The following is a 17,944-nucleotide window of genomic DNA, read 5'->3' as shown; positions in this document are numbered from 1 at the left end:
TCCAAACATCAAATTTCCCTTACGGCACCGCGTAGGCAATCATTTCTTCATACACATATCGCCAGCCCTCCCAGCGCTTTTGATTGCTCAGCGATTCGTTGTGCCACAAGCTGATGAAGGTTCCATCCACAGCCTTCACCTCATCAATCAGTAATTTAATAATGTCCAGCGACTGCTCCGGTGTTTTGTACATATAATCTTTGAGGGTTCCTTCCATCACCTGAAAAGGGTGAATCAGCAGTTTGGTGACTGTCTCCATGTCGAGATCATAAAAATAAAAAGGGTCGCAGATGCCGGCGCGAAAGCCTGGCGCTGAGGCGTAGCCCATGGTGTAATCGTCGGTAATGTCGAGCTGGATGAGATTACGATAGGTAGTCGGGAAGTTGAGCCGGAGGAAATGCTGCCGGCTTTGGGTGATCTCGCGATTCAGGATGCGGTTGAGGCGGTCGATCTCGATTTTTAGTTTAGAAAAATTTTCACCTGACACCACCGACGGATGGATTCCTACCTGTGCATAATCGGCAAGCGACTTTATGAGCACCTGAAAATGCCGGCTGGTTACCGGCAGATTTTTGTCGAGCGTGCCATAATCGGCCAGAAGTATAAAATAGATTGGCTGAAGCTGATATCTCTTTTGAAGCCATAGTTGAAAGGTGTAGGTATCAAAGGGGTCTTTGCGGAGTCCAAGAATTACCTGCAGGCGTTCAATAATTTCCCGAAACTCAAATCTGGAAAGTGCCGAAACGATACCGCCGACAGTGCGCACAGCTCCTTTATATTTATAGGCGTAGGCCGAGTCGATGTCGATGGTGGGAATAAATTCGTAGTGGCGTTTTTCAAATGACAGCTCCGGAAATCGTTTGGTTAAAATGGCTTTAATTTTTTGTGCCCATATGTTGACCACAGGCTTGCGCAAAAACTCCTTTTGGCCGGCAAAGCTCTCTGCCGCCTCAAAACGCCCAAAACGGTCGCGCATGTAGGGCAAATATTCTTCGTAGCGCGTCACCAGATAAAAGGCTGCTGCAAAAGGGTCGAACGGCAATGCCGATTTTTTTTGATACACCGGATAAAAAGCAGCATTTTTATCAAAAAGAAAATAATTTAATTCCTGTCCTTCAATACCGGTTTTGAAAAGCAAATCAACAGATTGGAAAAACAACTCCTGGCCAAAAGGATTGGAGGCATAGCTGAACTTAGCTTCGGTCCAGGCTTTGAAACGCTCGGCACTGCTGGTTAGCTCAAAAGGAGTTGCCAACAACTGTTCAAAAAACAAGTTGAAAATGTAGTTGATCCTTTTGGTGATTTTTGGCGTGTAAATTAGCAGCATACCTGTAGGTTTGATTTTTCAGACGTCAAAAATAGCAAATAACCACCAGAAGGCAGCAATAGCTCTTGCTGGCATTGTGAATAAAAACTGGTTAGCTTTAGCGTATTAAAGCATTACTTTTGGGTTTTGATCTTTTGGAGATAAATATGGATAATTTTTTGGTTTCAGCACGTAAGTATCGGCCTGATACTTTTGCCTCCATGGTGGGGCAGGATCACATAACACGAACACTCAAAAACGCTATTCGCAACGGTCAGTTGGCGCAGTCGTTTTTGTTTACCGGCCCCCGTGGCATTGGCAAAACTACCTGTGCACGCATTTTGGCCAAAACTATCAACTGCGAAAATCTCACCGACGACATCGAGCCATGTAACCAATGTGAGTCGTGTGTTTCTTTTAATAAAAATACCTCTTTTAATATTCATGAGCTTGATGCTGCTTCCAACAACTCGGTGGCCGATATCCGTAGTTTAATCGATCAGGTGCGCATACCACCACATCATGGAAAATACAAGATTTACATCATCGACGAGGTGCACATGCTTTCTTCTCAGGCTTTCAATGCATTCCTGAAAACACTGGAAGAGCCGCCGGCTTACGCCAAATTTATCCTCGCCACCACTGAGCGCCACAAAATTATCCCTACCATTTTATCGCGTTGTCAGATTTATGATTTCAAACGCATCTCTGTAGGCGATATCGCTCGCCATCTGCGTTTTGTAGCTGATAGCGAAAAGGTGCAGGCCGAAGATGAGGCGTTGCAGATCATCGCCCAAAAAGCCGATGGTGCTTTGCGCGATGCACTCTCTATCTTCGACCAGTTGGTAAGCTTTACCGGAATGGATTTGAAATATAGTATGGTGGTCGAAAGTCTGAATGTGCTCGATTACGATTATTATTTTACCATCACCAGCCAACTGATGCACGGGCAATTGCACGACGCTTTGCTGGTGCTGGATAAGATTATTGGTTCGGGTTTCGACGGGCAGCATTTTCTTTCGGGGCTGGGCAGCCATCTGCGCGATCTGCTGATATGCCAGGATGAGCGTACGATCCGTTTGCTTGAGGTAGGCGAAAAAACAAAAGCACGTTACCGCGAACAAGCCATTGCCACCGATCCTGCTTTTCTTTTGCGTGCTCTCAACATCATTCAGAAAACCGATTTTAACTACAAAACCGTCAACAACAAACGATTGCATCTGGAGATTGCGCTGATGCAGATAGCCTCTCCGGCAATGGTTGCGGCAGCGCCTGATACCATTGCTGACGGAGCAGCATCACCTGGTACGGTGGAAAAAAAAACAGTAGTCGCTTCTGAACAAAAGATAGCTACACCAACGCCACAGGTCAGGCCGGTTGAGCCACCTGCACCAGCTGCCGCTCAACAGAAAATCCCGGAAACGGTTGAGGCAGCGCCACCAAAACGTCAGATGCCAGCCAATGGTTTTATCCCCGGCTCTATATCTATCAAAGATGATATTGAGCCAGCCGTTGATGAGGAAGAAGACGAAGAACAGCAATTCGACTTTGACTCCGATGAATTTCGGTTGGCTCCAAAATTTGAAAAAGAAGAGTTGGTGGCTGCCTGGCACGAAATGATAAATAATATTTCGGACGACAAACCAGACTTACGATCAACATTGCTGGCTGCCGAGCCTGAATCTGCCGATAATTTCGTTGTAACTTTTGAGGTGAGTAATCCCATTCAGCAGGGTAAGATAGGTGAGAACAAGCACGATATCGTTCCTTTTTTGCGCGATCAGCTCAACAACCGCTTTGTTACGCTCGATGTAATCGTATCCGAAGTGCCAGCCACTGATGCACCGCCGGTAACTTCTGAAGAGAAATTCCGGCACATGGCTCTAAAAAACGAGTCATTGCTCTATCTGAAAAAAAAGTTTGACCTTGAACCGTAGGCTGCGTCTGTAATTCTTAAAATCCCAAAAGTATCGTTCTCTCTTAAAAATCAGCTATAGAGATTTCGGGCGCGTACGGAAAATTTATCTGAAATATTCGTGAAAACGGAAGGTGACAGTGGAGTCACGAGAAAATATTTGTAAAATAGTGTTAGCCGGCTATATTTTTCAATAGCCGGAAATTGGTTTATTAATGTTTAGTTTTGCTGCACTTTATGGCATCATGTTGCTGATTACTTATTATTTGGCAGCAGCCGTTTGATCTTTTCATTTATTAAAAACGAAATCAAAAAACACGCATGAAAAAATTGGTAGTAGTAGCTTTGGGAGGTAATGCTTTGTTGCGTGGCGACCAAAAAGGCACCATCGAGGAGCAGGAACAAAATGCATTGGAAACCAGCGAAAAGCTGCTGGTGCTGATACGCGAGAACGACTACAACATGGTAATTACCCATGGCAACGGTCCGCAGGTAGGCAACCTGCTGTTGAACAATGCCGCTGGCAACAAACTGTACGGTTTGCCCGAGATGCCGCTTGATATTTGTGTGGCTTACTCGCAAGGCTTTATCGGATATGTTATTGAGCAGCAGATGCGCAATTTGCTGCTTCAGCAAAATCTCGACCGCGACATCCTTACCATTATCACGCAGGTGTTGGTAAACAAAGATGATCCTGCGTTTACCAATCCCACCAAGCCCATCGGGCCCTATTATACCAAAGAGGAAGCTGACAGGATTACTGCCGACAACGGGTCGGTGTTTGCCAAGGATCCACGGGACAGGGGATGGCGCAAAGTGGTTGCTTCGCCCAAGCCATTGGAGGTTTACAACACTAAATCTGTCGAGAAATTAGCACGCGAAGGAATCATTGTTGTTGCTGTAGGCGGTGGCGGTATTCCGGTGTTTTACAAAAAAGAAAACCTGCTGCAGGGTATCGATGCCGTGATTGATAAAGATCTGGCTTCAGCAATGCTGGCTGCACAAATCAATGCCGACAAGCTCTTTATCCTTACCGATATTCCGAAAGTTTGTATTAATTACAACACACCGCAGGAAAAAGCAATCGACCGTATGACCGTCGCCGAAGCCAAACAGTATCTCGCCGAAGGACATTTTGCCGAAGGCAGCATGGCACCCAAAATCAGGGCAGCCATATATTTTGTCGAAAATAGCGGCAAAGATGCCATCATTACCCAAACTACCAGAATCGGTATCGACGATGGCGGCACCCGGGTGGTAATGGCTTAATAAAAAGAATTTATAAAATAGTTATTGATAAAAACGCTTTAAATCTTATTCATTATGGCTTTTAATTTAAGAAACCGAAACTTCCTGAAGCTGCTGGATTTTACTCCGCAGGAGATCAAATTTATGCTCGACCTTGCCGCCGACCTGAAAAAGGCAAAATATACCGGAACCGAGCAAAAGCGGCTGAAAGATAAAAACGTAGTATTGCTTTTCGCAAAAGATAGCACCCGAACACGCTGTGCTTTTGAGGTGGCTGCTCTGGATCAGGGAGCGCATGTAACCTACATCGGCCCTTCCGGTTCGCAGATTGGTAAAAAAGAATCGATGAAAGATACCGCCCGCGTGCTTGGACGCATGTACGATGGCATCGAGTATCGTGGCTATGGTCAGGAGATCGTGGAAGAGCTTGGGAAATATGCCGGCGTGCCCGTATGGAATGGCCTTACCAACGAATTCCATCCTACCCAAATCCTGGCCGACTTCCTCACTATGCAAGAGCATTCGGACAAACCATTGCACAAAATCTCTTTTGCTTACCTGGGCGATGCACGCAATAACATGGGCAACTCGCTGATGGTGGGCGCTGCCAAAATGGGAATGGATTTTAGAGCCGTAGCTCCCAAACAGTTCCTCCCCGATCAGAAACTGGTGGATACCTGCAACGAGATTGCAAAAACCACAGGCGCCAAAATCACCCTTACCGACAATGTAGAAGAAGGTGTGAAAGGTGTCGATTTTCTGTACACAGACGTTTGGGTGTCGATGGGAGAGGCCGAAGAAGCCTGGAAAACACGCATCGAACTCATGAAGCCTTATCAGATAAATATGGATATGGTAAAGAAAACAGGTAACAATGCTGTGAAATTTATGCACTGCCTGCCTGCTTTCCACGATCGCAAAACTGCAGTGGGTGAGGAAATTTTCCAGAAATTTGGAATCGACTCGATGGAGGTGTCCGATGAAGTTTTCGAGTCGGATATGTCGATCGTTTTCGATGAGGCCGAAAATCGCTTGCATACCATCAAAGCTGTGATGGTAGCTACGCTGGGCAGCTAAAGTTTATCCTGTCTAAAAAAAAGCCGCTTTCCATCAGGGAAAGCGGCTTTTTTTAATAGCCTTTTTTAGCAGCCAAAATTATCTAATCACCAGCTTGGTGTTGTAGATGCTTTTTTGGTTGGTAAGATTAAGAAGATAAACGCCTCGTGCCATATTTTTCAGATCGATGCGAACGGCATTATTTCCGGTGTTTAGCTTCACGGCTTCCGTGCGGAGTACTTTTCCGGTAAGGTCGGTGATGCTCCAGGTGGCTTCCGAAGGTGTATCAACCATCATTTGTAGTGTGGTGCTTTCGGTAGCCGGGTTAGGATACATTGTTACATTGGTGTTGTTGAAATAATCGTTGATGCCGGTGGCGTCAACTGTTGTAAACGAAAACACTTCGCTATAGTCGCTTGTGTCATATGAAGTGGTAGCGCGAATCCGCCAGAAATACTCTGTGTTGTGTTCCAATGTTTCGATGAGGTAATAGTAAGGTGTCGTCTCATTATCGTTGGTAGGCTTGTAAGTATGGTAAGGATCAGAAAAATCAGCGTCTTTACTGTATTCAATTCTGTAGGAAGTAGAACCTTTTATCTGGCTCCATTTCAATTGAGGTTTGGTAGGTACGCTGTCTATGCCATTTTCAGGGGATTTGAGATCTACAGCTGAGGCGGTCGTAAATGTTCGTGTTTCTGACCAGCCGCTTGTGTCGCGAATATTCTGACCGCGTACATGCCAGTAATAGGTAGTGCCGTATTTCAACGGTGGTGTCGGAACTCTTACGGAGTCCACGAAATACATCAGCGCGTTAGTCCAGTTCTCGTTGATGTGGATCTGATAATCGTAGGTTTGGGTACCTTTAAACTCCGTCCAACGTAGTTCGTGATTCAATCTTGAATTGACTTCACCATTGTCGGGCTTTTTCAGAACTATGGCATTATCGGTTGTGAAGCTGCGCACTTCGGTCCATTCCGAGCTATCGGTATCGTGAACGGCACGCATGCGCCAGTAATGTTTTTGTCCGTAGTATACATATTTTATCAGGTACTCTTTCTGGCCTTTTTGTGGTGCAAAGATGTTCCATATCGGACTGGTGCCATTAAAAGGAACGGTGTCTACCTGTATCTGATAATATGTGAAGCCGGACAGTTTATTGGCGTTTCCGGGCATTTTTTCTTTCCATTTTAGCGCTACGTTGGCTTTTTCACCGGTAGCATTATCACCGGGTTTGTCCAGCTCGAAAAAATCGAAGGTGGTAAAGCTGCGTGTTTCAGTCCATCCCGAAACGTCTTCGCCATCAATGGCGCGTGCTCTCCAGAAATACTGCGTATGGAACATCAGGCAGCAGGTTTGAAATGCCGAGTAGGGAGTAAATTCATTCACCACCACATCGGTAAAGTTTTCGTCGAGTGCTATTACTATTTCATAGCTGGTAGCGTTTACCACTGCCGTCCAGTCGAGAATAACATTGGGCATTTGTTTTACGGCTTCATCGGCAGGAGCTACTGCTACGGGAGTATCCACGCGCATCTGTGCCTGAAGAAGCGTAGTGGTAAAGAATATTGCAAATGCTAATAATAATATCTTTTTCATGTTGTATGCTTTTTATTGATTTAACAAAACTACTTAACAATGAATTTGCTGTTGAACGACTGACCCTGAGCATGCACGCTGACCATGTAGATGCCGCTCGTCAATTGGCTACAGTCGATGCTGAAAGTGTTGTTGCCCCTGGTTTGATTGCTCAGTGCAAATTGTCTTACAACCTTTCCGGTGATGTCGAATACCTGAACGGTAACATTTTCCGACTGTTGGCTGAGCTGGTAGCTGATGTTTGCCTCGTTCATTACGGGGTTGGGGAAAATCGTAAGATTATTTTCCGATGCAACGGGATCTGTATATTTATCATCATCAATACCAACATAATGATAGGTATCGTCGCGGAAAACGCCACGTCCAAAGGTTGCACAGTAGATGTCGCCATAGTTATTAATGGCAGGATACACTGCTGGTGGAACCAGTGGGTCAGGACCTGGCAGGATAAACTCATCTGTATAGGTAGTCTGCTGTTCAAGTTTTACTACCATGGCTTTGCCTATTCCGTTGCTGTTAAAGCTCCATTCCGGCGTTCCACTGGTGAGATCTTCGGTGGTGTAAATGCCAAATTCAGTTCCGACAATCCCATGCGAATTTATCATTTCGATTACAGAAGAATAAACCGGAGCTTTGGGCAGGTTGCCGGTGATATTGGTAAAAGTCATAGAGCCGTTGCTTGACAGAGCGTTCATCGATTGATACACATAATCTTCATTGCCATAGTTGCCTAAAGTAATGAGGATATGTTGTGGATTTTGCTGATCGACAGATAAAGAGGTTATGTAGCGGCCGCTAAATTCAGAGGGTTCTATTTCGGCCACTGCCAGCACGCAGAAGGGGCTGTCGATGTCGCCGGAGCGCTTATCGTAAGCATCTTTAATATTTGATACACGATAGATGCGTCCGTTTTCGGTGCCTACAAAAAGATGATTGGCATCACTCGATAGTGCCATGCACGAGGGCTTAGAGAAGTTGTCGCTGGTTTGCAGTACTTTCCACATGTTGTAGCGGCCATCGTAAACAGGATTAAAGGTGACGGTGCTGTCGAATTTGATCCAATCATTGGTCATGTAAACAGCAGTATGATTGGAAATGAAAAGTTTGGACTGCACGATGTCCTGAACCATAATTGAATCGCCTGCAACCAGTGAATCCTGTTCAAGTGTCGAGTAAAACGGATAACCTTTTCCTCCTTCAAATCCTTTGTTAACACTGCGTACTAAAATCGTTTCGCCCTGGTGGTATGTTTTGTCGGCTATAAATTTTGTGAAATATTTTGAACCATAATCATCAAAACTTTCCCACAAGGCAAAAGGTGAAATAAAAAGGTTGGTGGTAGGAGGTGAAAAGTTCAGTGAAAAACTTTCGCCTTTGTCGCCTGTACGAGCCATATTTCCATTGTTATCACTTACCATAAAGGCTGCCGGATAAATAAGCGAAACTTTGGCTGATCCGCCCGATACTCCTAACCCGCCATAAACGCGCTCTCCGGTTTCGGGAGTATTGCCGGTTCCGGTTACATATTGTACACCGTTGCCTTGTATTCCGGCCAGGAAGGTATGCTTACGACCCGAAAGGCCAAGCGTATAAACTTGCGCCGTTGAAAGGCCACGGATAATCTGGGTGAATTCTACACCGTTTGCACTAAAGCTGCCAAAGGATACGCCCTGATTGGTTGCAATGGCAAACTTGGAGTTGCTGTTTGGGAAGAAAACATAATCGTGATGATAATAGGGCAGATAGTTGTCGAACCCCGGGAAAGCTCCCGAAGAGATAGCTCCAGCGCCCCAGTCGTAGAAACCGCCATAAGGGGTTTCCTTTCCGTACCAAAGGTTGTCGCCACCCAGCAGCACTTTGTAAGGATCGTTGGGGAATATTGTGATAACGCTGTTGTAGCATGCTGTTCCGTCAAAAACTTTCATCGTAGAGCTGGAGCCGCCTGGGAAGATCAACTTCCAGGTAAGTCCTTTGTCGGTGGAGACGTAGAAGTTCTCCATGTATCCATTGCTCACTGTGCTGGTGACGTACATCACATTTTCGTCAGAGGGCGCGATGGCAACCTGCGAGCGACCGTTGGCATTGGTAGAATATGGGCTTACGGGTACCTTTACGTTATCATACGGAGTTTGGATGTTATAATTGAGTGCACCACGTTCGTACATCTGGTTGTTGGTGTCGATCACAATAAGCTTTGATGTGTAACTCTTGTTTTCTTGTTCGAACATATCGAAGTTCATGGGATTGCTCGAAACGTTGCGGAACACAGGATCGGCGCCGCCATCGGATACATACACTATGTTATCAAAAGAAGCGATAAGAGATCCGTTTGGACCTACATCCACAGCGTCGCATTTTACCTTGCCAAATGTCTTTTCAGCGTTGATGCGGGCTGTTTCGGTTTTGTTGTAAAGCAATGTATCGATAATTGTTTCCAGCAGGCCTTCAATTACCACCTTGCCGGTAATCTCATCGATGTACCAACTGTTGACCATTTTGGTTGTATCCACATGAATATTTACACCATAGGTAATGGAGTCGCTTTCGTGACGGGTTACTTTTTGCCAGCTCTCACCTTTGTCGTTGGTGTAAAATAAGCCAGTATTGGTGGCGGTGTAAATGCGGTCGTTCGTTACGTCGTACCCCATGTCGTAAACATAGGCCCATTCAACGGTATCGTTGTCCTGAGTTACTTGCGGTTGTGTGGCCGGAAGCAGTGTAAAATTATTTTGGTCAGTCGATTTGTAAACGCCTGTGCCGACAATACCGCTGTAATAGAGGTTGTTCTGTGAATACTGCACGTTGTCGGTACAAAAGGCATCTCCGGTGCCGGCGTAGATGTTGCCGTCTTTGTCCTGCACCATACTGGTAACCTTCAGGTTTTGGTTGGCCTGATTGAGTTTCGTCCAGGTAGCACCCTGATTGGTGGTGCGCCATATTCCACCGGCTACGCTTGCCAAAATTAATGAATTGTTGCTTGCTTTATTGTCGAAAAGCATGGCTCGTACCACACCGGGAGCGTTGTCGGGACCCATACTTTTCCAATCCAGGTTTAAATTGCTGCCTGCTTTGAGTGCAATCATAGCATCGGCAGTAGCTTGAGCTTGCAACTCGTCGTTGGGGTTCACACGAAGTGTTACCTGATTTTGGCGAATCTTGTTTAAATAGTCTGCCGCATTTTTGGTGGCCTGGGTTGTATCGCTCTGTGGCACTGCCGGCTCACCAGTGAGACCGCCGGCCAGAATAATTGTGGCTAGTCCTAAAATGAGGGTAAATAAACTAAGTGGTAAAAGTTTACTTTTCATGTTGTGTTATTTTGATTAGTATGTATTGTTTCAATATTTATTGCATTAATAAAGTTCCAAATGTAGCTTCAGCCCTGATTTTGACGTCTTTCTAATCAGTGTGCGGCCAACTGAAATCAGTTATCGGCTCCTTTTTTTATGTCCGTTTTTGTTCGGTTTTCACATAAAAAACCTTAATTTTTGAACCAACAAAATTGGAAAAAAAAATCCAACCAGCCATGCTTTTTCTCCAATTCAAATCCATTTTAAATAAAAAGAACCTGTAACAAGCTCTACAAAGGTATGTAATACTTGTTACATACGGCATTTTTAGTCGTTTGTATGTTCGCCAATGAAAAATACAAAAGTACTGTTTCAGCAATGGGGAACCCATTTTTGTTTGAATTTATTTTGGCTTTCTTCACAAATTTCACCTCCACATACCAAATCCTGATTTTTCAGCATTATTAATAAATCAAAATTTATAGCACAGAATTTGTAAGCTAACAAAGCTTTTTAATACATTTGCCTACTTTTCTTTGAAACCCGAAATTAACGTTATTATTAATAAAAATTGAAAATCGCATATGAAAAGAATTAATTTCCTCACCTGGTGCTTCATAGCTGCTTTTGGCTTGACTACATTTGGTGCAACAGCACAGAAAACCGACGTCGAGCTTAAATCCGTCAAAAGTGTAAAGACCAACAATACCAAAGCCCTCAAACGTCAAAGCTCCTGCTGGAGTAATGCGGGTACTTCATTACTTGAGGCCGAATGGCTGCGCAACGGAAAACCCGAAGTCGAAATTTCGGTAATAGATTTTGTGCACAATGCCTATCTGCTCAAAGCTCAGGCTTACCTCGATACGGATGGTAAAATTAAGGTAAACGAAATGTCGCCTGCCATCGACGTAATGAAACTCGCCAAAGTGTATGGTTTCGTTCCTGAAACCGCTTACATGTATCCGCAACAAGATCTCATGGATCCCAACACCGCAGAGATGGATGCCATTTTGCGCGGCACCCTGCGCATGGTGCAGGAGAAAGAAAAAGGGGAGTTTACCGAAAGATGGCAAAACACATACAACACCACCCTGATGCGCTATATCGGCGAAAGCCAGATCAGCTTCGATTACAACGGTACGAAACACACCCCGGTGAGTTTTGCCGAATCTTCAGGCCTCAACTTTGACGATTACATTATGGTAACCTCTGATATGCGCAGCGATAAAAACGCAAAATGCGATCTGCAGATGGCACAAAACTGGGGCGATTATAAATTTTATAACGTCGCCTTCAACGATTTGAGCCAAACAATAAATAATGCTATCGAAAATAATTACAGCGTTCTTTGGTATGGTAATCTGGACAAAGACGCCATGATTGGCGATCAGGTGGCTATCGTTTCGGAAGGTGACAAAGAAAAGCCTACTGCCGAAAAACGAATAGATGCTGACCTGCGTCAGAAGGCTTTTGAGAAAAATATTATTGCCAAAGGCCTGGATTACCTCCTGATTTTTGGAATTGCAAAAGATGAAGAGGGAAAGACTTACTTTCAGGCAAAAAAGGCTTGTGAAGCCGGCGACAAAGTCGTCAATTTGTCGGAAGCCTACGTTGGTCTCAATACCATTTATCTTACGCTTAACAAAAATGCAGTACCGGCAGCACTTCGCTCAACTCTTGGTCTGTAAAAAAATTGTGTTTTAATAAAAGGAAAAATCCTGCTCCGGTTTCGGGGCAGGATTTTTTTGTGGTTGTATGATCAATCGGTTGATTAATCCGAGTCATAGCAAAAAATAGGGTAATAAGGTTTCACCTTTCAACTGCTACTGCAGACTGCCGACTGAGGACTGCATTATATCTTCCTGATGTCTTCTTCTTTGAGCCACCCTACACTGCCGTTGGCAATTGTTATTTCGTACCAGTCGCCCACATGGTCGGTGAGCTGCACTTTGGTGCCTTCGTGAATTACAAAAAGATCGATGCTGGATTCCGTTGGGGAACTTTTTATGGTGACAGTAGGTGTAAAAACGATGGCCTGGTGATCGCGGCTGAAAGAGGTGTGTTTTTGTTGGGCAAGCAGAAACGACAATCCAAACAAGATAAGAAAGATGATACCGCTCCAGAAGCTGGTTTTTCTGAGCCAAACGATATTCGACAGTAAAAAAATCAGCAGCATTAGAATGGTTAGGGCAAAGGCTGTCAGGCTCATCCAGCCCCATAAGTCGAGCGAGAATGCATGCACCAGATCTTTCCACCAGCGTGCGTAAAATGCTTCAGGGACAGTTTCGATCTTGTCGACAATGCGGTTGTTGGCAATGCTGAGGTTGAACAAAATATTATCATCAGCGGGTGCGAGCTTGAGGGCTTTTTCGTAATAAAGGATAGCCTGCGGCATGCTGTTAAGCTTAAAATAGGTGTTCCCCAAATTGTAATACAATTCGGACGACTCGTAGCCATTTTCGATCACTTTCTGATAAAGTGTTGCAGCCTGCTCATAATCGTTTTGGTTATAAAGATTGTTGGCTTCTTCCATCAGAAGCTGGTTGTCATCGGCCCACGCGAATGTTGCGCTAAGCAAAAAAAGCATGACAAGGAGTTTTCTCATTTTTCTTTTCGGTTATTTAAGTTCTCGTTCTATTTTGGTAATCACGTCGAGCGCCTCGTGATAAACTTTGTCCATCACTTCCGATTTTTCGCCAGGGGCAAAGCGGGCGTATTCCGTGCTGTTAAGGGTTTCGATAAATTGATCGGCAATTTCGGGATTCACGTTGCGGCGGCTAAGTATTTCGCGCACGTTGTCCATCGATAGCTCGGCAGGGGGGATGTTTAATTTATCGCTCATGTAGCCCCAGAGTGCTCTTGAGATTTCATTGTAAAAAACAATTTCTTTTTTCTCTTTCAGATACGTAGCTGCCAGCTTCAGTCGGCGGCGCGACACTTTGGTAGCTTTTCGGGTGCGCATCATGGCCACATCGCTACGTCGGCGAACGGTTCGGCGCCACACGATGAGGATGACGATTGAGATAATAGCGATTGCCAGCATCAGCAGGTTGTAAAGGGACGATCTGAAAAAATAAGTGCCGATGGGTCGCAGCTGGTAGGGTGGTAGCTTAATGTGGCGAATGTCGCGGCCAATGTATTGGATGTCCGTTTGGTTGGTGCCTCCCTGATAGTTGATTTGTGTGGTCTGACCGTCGCCTTTGCTCACGGAGATATCGTAGGGCGGTGTGTTGAGGCTTACGTACTTTTGGCTGCTCACGTCGAAGTAGGAGAAAGGTACAGATTTGATGGTGTAACTGCCGGGGTTGCGTGGGATGATAAGATATTCGAATGTTCGCGTGCCCGAAACGCCGCTTAGGTTTACCTGTATGTTGTTGCTGATTTCCGGATCGTAAACTTCAAAGTCGGGCGGGAAGGCCACCTTAGGTGCATCGATGAGCTCGATGTTGCCGCGGCCTTTGAGCTTAAAGCGCAGGGTGACGGGCTCGTTGGTTTTTACTTCGCCGCTGGTTAGCTCCGACTCAAAAGTGAAGCTGCCCACAGCTCCGCTGAAATCAGCTGGTTTGTTTTGTGTGGGTAAAGGTTTAACATCAATTTTCAGGCTGTTGGAAGTGAGCTTTTTTTCGACATTTTGGTAGCGACTGTTGAAAAAAGGATCGTTGAAGAAGCTGTCGAAGAAAGGATCGGAGCTGTTGCGGCGTGAGGCCGAGCGTATCTGTGCCACGCATTCCAGCATGCCTGGCTCAATCACTATCTGGCCGCTGCGTTGGGGAAATAGTGCGAGTTTTTTTACCTCTGCCACTACAAATTCCTGCCCGTTGATTACTTCGCGACTTTGCGGATATTCTTTGATATTCTGAAAAAGGTCTTTACTCCAGAAGCCGGGAAAGGAGTTTATTTCGGAGGTATTGATGTTGGAAATGGGAAGGCTGGTGTAAAGTTTATAGGTGATAACTACCTGCTCGCCCTGATAGGGTGTGCTGTTGCTGATTTGCGCACGCAGAAAAAGGTCGTCGGTGCTGGTAGTAGCTTCTCCACTTTTTTGTTGACCGCTGCCTTGCTGAGCAGCAGCATTTTTCGTCACCTTTACCTGGATGCTGTTGGAGGTGTAGCTTTTGCCATCTACTACAATAGTGGCTGGTGGAATAGTAAAAGTACCATCGGTAACGGCTTGCAGGATGTACGAAAAAACGTACTCGCTCTTGCGGCTCACCTGTCCGTTGACGATTTGCACGCTGCTGCTGGTGGAGGTGTTTGGGCCGCTGAGCATCTGAAAGTCGGTGATGTTGGGTCCACGAAAATTTGCCCCTTCCGCATTGATTTTATAATTGAGCTGAAAGCGCTCGCCCGCAGTAACTACAGGTTTTGCAGTGGCCGTAAATTTCACCTCGTCGGCACGCACGCTGCCAGCGCCAAGCATCAGCCAGGCGGCAAAAAGCCATAGCATCGTCTTTGCCATCCGGCTTTGTGAAACAAAACTTCTTTTGGTTTTATTCATCATCTCATTACTAAACATAGGGTGCTACCAATCTTTTTCTGACTTCACGCGCTTGGCCGACTTGAGCTTCTCGAGCTTGAGTTTTTCCAGGGTCTTCTTTTCGTTATCTTTTAAAGCTTGCAGCATCCGCTCGGCGTCTTCTTTGGAGATTTGCTTGGGCTGCGGTTGTCCTTGTTGTTGTTGCTGGTCACCCTGGTTTTGCTGTTGGTCCTGCTGCTGCTGATCATTTTGCTGTTGATCATTTTGCTCTTGATCCTGATTTTGTTGATCGTCCTGCTTATCCTGATCATTTTTCTGATCATCATTCTTGTCCTGATCGTTTTGCTGATTCTGATCCTGATCTTGCTGCTGTTGTTGCAACATCTGGCGGGCGTATTCAAGATTGTATTTGCTGTCGGTATCGCCAGGGTTGATGCGCAATGCATTTTTGTACGCCTCAATAGCAGGCTGGTATTGCTGTGTCTGCACCATCGAGTTGCCCAAATTATGATAGGCTCCGGCTCTGGCTTCGGGGGTTTGCAGGCTGCTGGCAAGTTTCTCATAAATTTTTAGAGACTCTTCGTAGTCTTCCTGCTGATAGAGGGAGGTGCCAAGGTTAAACTCTCCTTTGGCGGAATTCTGGTTTTTTTCGAGTGCTTTGCGAAAATCGATTTCGGCTTTTTTAAAATCCAAATCAGCATAGGCGTTATTGCCACGCCGGATGAATTTATTTTCATTTTGCGCCTCTGCCTGCAGGCCAAAAGCCATTATTAGCGTAAGCGCAATAATTAGGTTTCGTATGATGTGAAGTCTGTTTTTCATTTTTTTAATTTCCACTACTTACATTCATTTTTTCTCACCAAAAAGGTTGACATTGCGAAAGCGTCTTCCCCGCCGGTCGAAAACGGAGAACTCTATTAGCAACAATATTAACGCAACTGCAAGAAAATATTGGAAACGGTTTTCGTAATCGGAGAAAACACGCGACTCAAATTTGGTTTTTTCTAATTTATTGATCTCATCAAAAATAACATCCAAACCTGCCTGCGTATTATTGGCGCGAACATATTCTCCTTTTCCGGCATCGGCAATTTGCCGCAGCATATCTTCGTTGAGGCGCGTAATGACGGTGTTGTTGTTGCGGTCTTTTCTAAATCCGCTTTGATTTCCATACCGGTCGTAAACCGGAATGGGTGCTCCTTCGGGCAAGCCCATGCCGATGGTGTAAACTAGGATGCCATTTTCGGCTACCTTTTTGGCCGCTATGATAGCATCGCCCTCGTGGTCTTCGCCATCGGTAATGATGATGATAGCTTTTTGATGTTCGCTTTCGCCAAAAGCTTCAGCCGAGAGTTTAATTGCTTCAGCGATGGCCGTGCCTTGTATGGGTACAATATCGGTATTAATGGTGGAAAGGAAAAGACGTGCAGCTGCATAGTCGGTGGTGATGGGTAGTTGAGTGTAGGCCTTGCCGGCAAAAACCACGATTCCAATGCGGTCGTTTTTGAGTTTATCAAGTAGTCGCGAAATGGCTTGCCTTGCGCTGAGCAACCTGCTGGGCTTAATATCTTCGGCGAGCATGCTGTTGGATACGTCGATGGCAATAACGATGTCGATTCCTTTGCGCTCCACCGTTTCGAGTTTGGAGCCTACCTGCAGATTGGCCAGGCCTACGGCAATAAAAGCAAACGCCAGGATAAGCAGGATAAACTTCAGCACCGGCCTGCTACGGCTTATGTTGGGCGTCAGGCGCTTTACCAAAGGCTGCTCACCAAAACGGCGCATGGCGCGTCTTCTCCAGGTGCGCATCACCACAAAAAGGATGATGAACAAAGGGATGAGCAGCAAAGCATAGAAATAATCTGGTTCGGCGAATTTTAAAATTTGCATGCCTTTATTCTTTTCTTAGTTGTCAAGTTGTCAATTTTTTGATGTTCAGATTTCTTTGAAATCTATCGTATTTCAGTAATTTATAAGAACTTGTCATTGTTATCCACCAGCTGGCAGAGAAAAATCTATTGGTTTTAAATTACCATCAATGCTATCTAATATTTAAAACCAATTACGGTGTACTTCTGAACAATGTATTTTTTAATAAAATCTCTAAACCAAAAAGCACGAGCGCCAGCAATGCCAGCGGATAGAACTCTTCGGTTTTTTTATGAAATTCAGTGACGTCAATTTTGGATTTCTCCATCTGATCGATTTCCTGATAAACGTCTTCGAGTGTTCTATTGCTGGTAGCCCTGAAATATTTCCCGTTGGTCATGGAAGCAATTTGCTTCAGCAGCTCCTCATCGATTTTCACTTCCATGTTTTGATAACGCATCCCAAAAGGTGTTTGCACGGGATAGGGTGCCGTACCTATACTTCCTATGCCAACGGTGTAAACGCGGAGGCCGTAAAGTTTGGCGATTTCGGCTGCAGACAGTGGGTCAACAGCTCCCATATTATTTACACCATCGGTAAGCAGGATGATTACTTTGCTGATGGCTTTGCTGTCGCGCAGTCGTGTGATGGCTGTAGCCAGTCCGTCGCCCAGCGCTGTTCCGTCTTCAATCATTCCACTCTTGAGCTGGCTAAACATTTCTGTAAGCACCTGATGGTCGGTGGTGAGAGGAACTTGCGTAAAAGTTTCGCCGGCAAATACTACCAATCCCATTCGGTCATTCGGTCGGTTTTTGATGAAGTCGATGGCTACTTTTTTAGCAGCTTCAATGCGGTTGGGCTTCAGGTCTTCGGCAAGCATACTCCCCGAAATGTCCATAGCTATCATGATGTCGATGCCTTCGATGGTGATATCCTGCGTGCTCGAACTGCTTTGAGGACGGGCAATGGCCACAATGAGCAACGCAACAGCGAGGATACGAAGCAAAAAAAGTGCGTGATACAACCATTGCTTCCACGACCACCGTGTCAGGGCAAAAAAGCTGGTACCCGAAATCTGTATCTCTGCTTTGCTACGGCGGGTTTTGTACCAATACCAAATCCCCATGAGCGGGATTACCAGCAAAAGATAAAAATATTCAGGATTGGCAAATTCGATATTATTCAGCATA

Annotated in this window: 12 protein-coding genes; 4 read left to right on the top strand and 8 right to left on the bottom strand. The window is 45.4% G+C overall.

What is annotated here, in order from left to right; genetic code table 11:
- Positions 1 to 19: 19 nt before the first annotated feature.
- Positions 20 to 1,327, bottom strand: coding sequence for a polysaccharide deacetylase family protein (locus VFC92_13470; protein HZK09187.1), 1,308 nt, complete (start codon positions 1,325 to 1,327; stop codon positions 20 to 22).
- A gap of 146 nt (positions 1,328 to 1,473) precedes the next feature.
- Between VFC92_13470 and VFC92_13465 the strand changes: the two genes are divergently transcribed.
- The 3 genes from VFC92_13465 to argF all read left to right on the top strand — a co-directional run bounded on the left by VFC92_13465 (position 1,474) and on the right by argF (position 5,546).
- Positions 1,474 to 3,243: a DNA polymerase III subunit gamma/tau gene (locus tag VFC92_13465; protein HZK09186.1), complete on the top strand. Its 1,770-nt coding sequence runs from the start codon at positions 1,474 to 1,476 to the stop codon at positions 3,241 to 3,243.
- 299 nt (positions 3,244 to 3,542) lie between these two features.
- Complete coding sequence (gene arcC / locus VFC92_13460) at positions 3,543 to 4,490, top strand: carbamate kinase (protein ID HZK09185.1); 948 nt, start codon at positions 3,543 to 3,545, stop codon at positions 4,488 to 4,490.
- A gap of 54 nt (positions 4,491 to 4,544) precedes the next feature.
- Positions 4,545 to 5,546, top strand: coding sequence for an ornithine carbamoyltransferase (argF, locus tag VFC92_13455; protein HZK09184.1), 1,002 nt, complete (start codon positions 4,545 to 4,547; stop codon positions 5,544 to 5,546).
- A gap of 78 nt (positions 5,547 to 5,624) precedes the next feature.
- Here the strand turns inward: argF and VFC92_13450 are convergent, their stop codons facing one another.
- Complete coding sequence (locus VFC92_13450) at positions 5,625 to 7,121, bottom strand: T9SS type A sorting domain-containing protein (protein HZK09183.1); 1,497 nt, start codon at positions 7,119 to 7,121, stop codon at positions 5,625 to 5,627.
- 29 nt (positions 7,122 to 7,150) lie between these two features.
- A complete protein-coding gene (locus VFC92_13445) occupies positions 7,151 to 10,426 on the bottom strand; it encodes a T9SS type A sorting domain-containing protein (GenBank protein ID HZK09182.1) in 3,276 nt (1,091 codons plus the stop codon).
- Between the two features lie 566 nt (positions 10,427 to 10,992).
- Between VFC92_13445 and VFC92_13440 the strand changes: the two genes are divergently transcribed.
- Entirely contained in the window at positions 10,993 to 12,096 is a 1,104-nt protein-coding gene (locus tag VFC92_13440; protein ID HZK09181.1) for a hypothetical protein, read from the top strand.
- A 164-nt stretch (positions 12,097 to 12,260) separates the two neighbouring features.
- Here VFC92_13440 and VFC92_13435 read toward each other — a convergent pair whose 3' ends face one another.
- The 5 genes from VFC92_13435 to VFC92_13415 form a co-directional block, all read right to left on the bottom strand.
- Complete coding sequence (locus VFC92_13435; GenBank protein ID HZK09180.1) at positions 12,261 to 13,013, bottom strand: tetratricopeptide repeat protein; 753 nt, start codon at positions 13,011 to 13,013, stop codon at positions 12,261 to 12,263.
- 12 nt (positions 13,014 to 13,025) lie between these two features.
- Positions 13,026 to 14,867, bottom strand: a complete 1,842-nt coding sequence (locus VFC92_13430; protein HZK09179.1) for a BatD family protein — start codon at positions 14,865 to 14,867, stop codon at positions 13,026 to 13,028.
- 63 nt (positions 14,868 to 14,930) lie between these two features.
- Positions 14,931 to 15,707: a tetratricopeptide repeat protein gene (locus VFC92_13425; GenBank protein HZK09178.1), complete on the bottom strand. Its 777-nt coding sequence runs from the start codon at positions 15,705 to 15,707 to the stop codon at positions 14,931 to 14,933.
- A gap of 24 nt (positions 15,708 to 15,731) precedes the next feature.
- Positions 15,732 to 16,775 carry a VWA domain-containing protein gene (locus tag VFC92_13420; GenBank protein ID HZK09177.1) on the bottom strand — a complete coding sequence of 348 codons (1,044 nt, stop codon included), beginning with the start codon at positions 16,773 to 16,775 and terminating at the stop codon, positions 15,732 to 15,734.
- A 172-nt stretch (positions 16,776 to 16,947) separates the two neighbouring features.
- Positions 16,948 to 17,931 carry a VWA domain-containing protein gene (locus tag VFC92_13415; GenBank protein HZK09176.1) on the bottom strand — a complete coding sequence of 328 codons (984 nt, stop codon included), beginning with the start codon at positions 17,929 to 17,931 and terminating at the stop codon, positions 16,948 to 16,950.
- Positions 17,932 to 17,944: the final 13 nt, after the last annotated feature.

The sequence above is a fragment of the Bacteroidales bacterium genome, assembly GCA_035647615.1.
Lineage (GTDB): Bacteria > Bacteroidota > Bacteroidia > Bacteroidales > 4484-276 > SABY01.
Note: the sequence above shows the minus strand (reverse complement) of the source record. Positions and strands in the feature narration are given on the sequence as shown.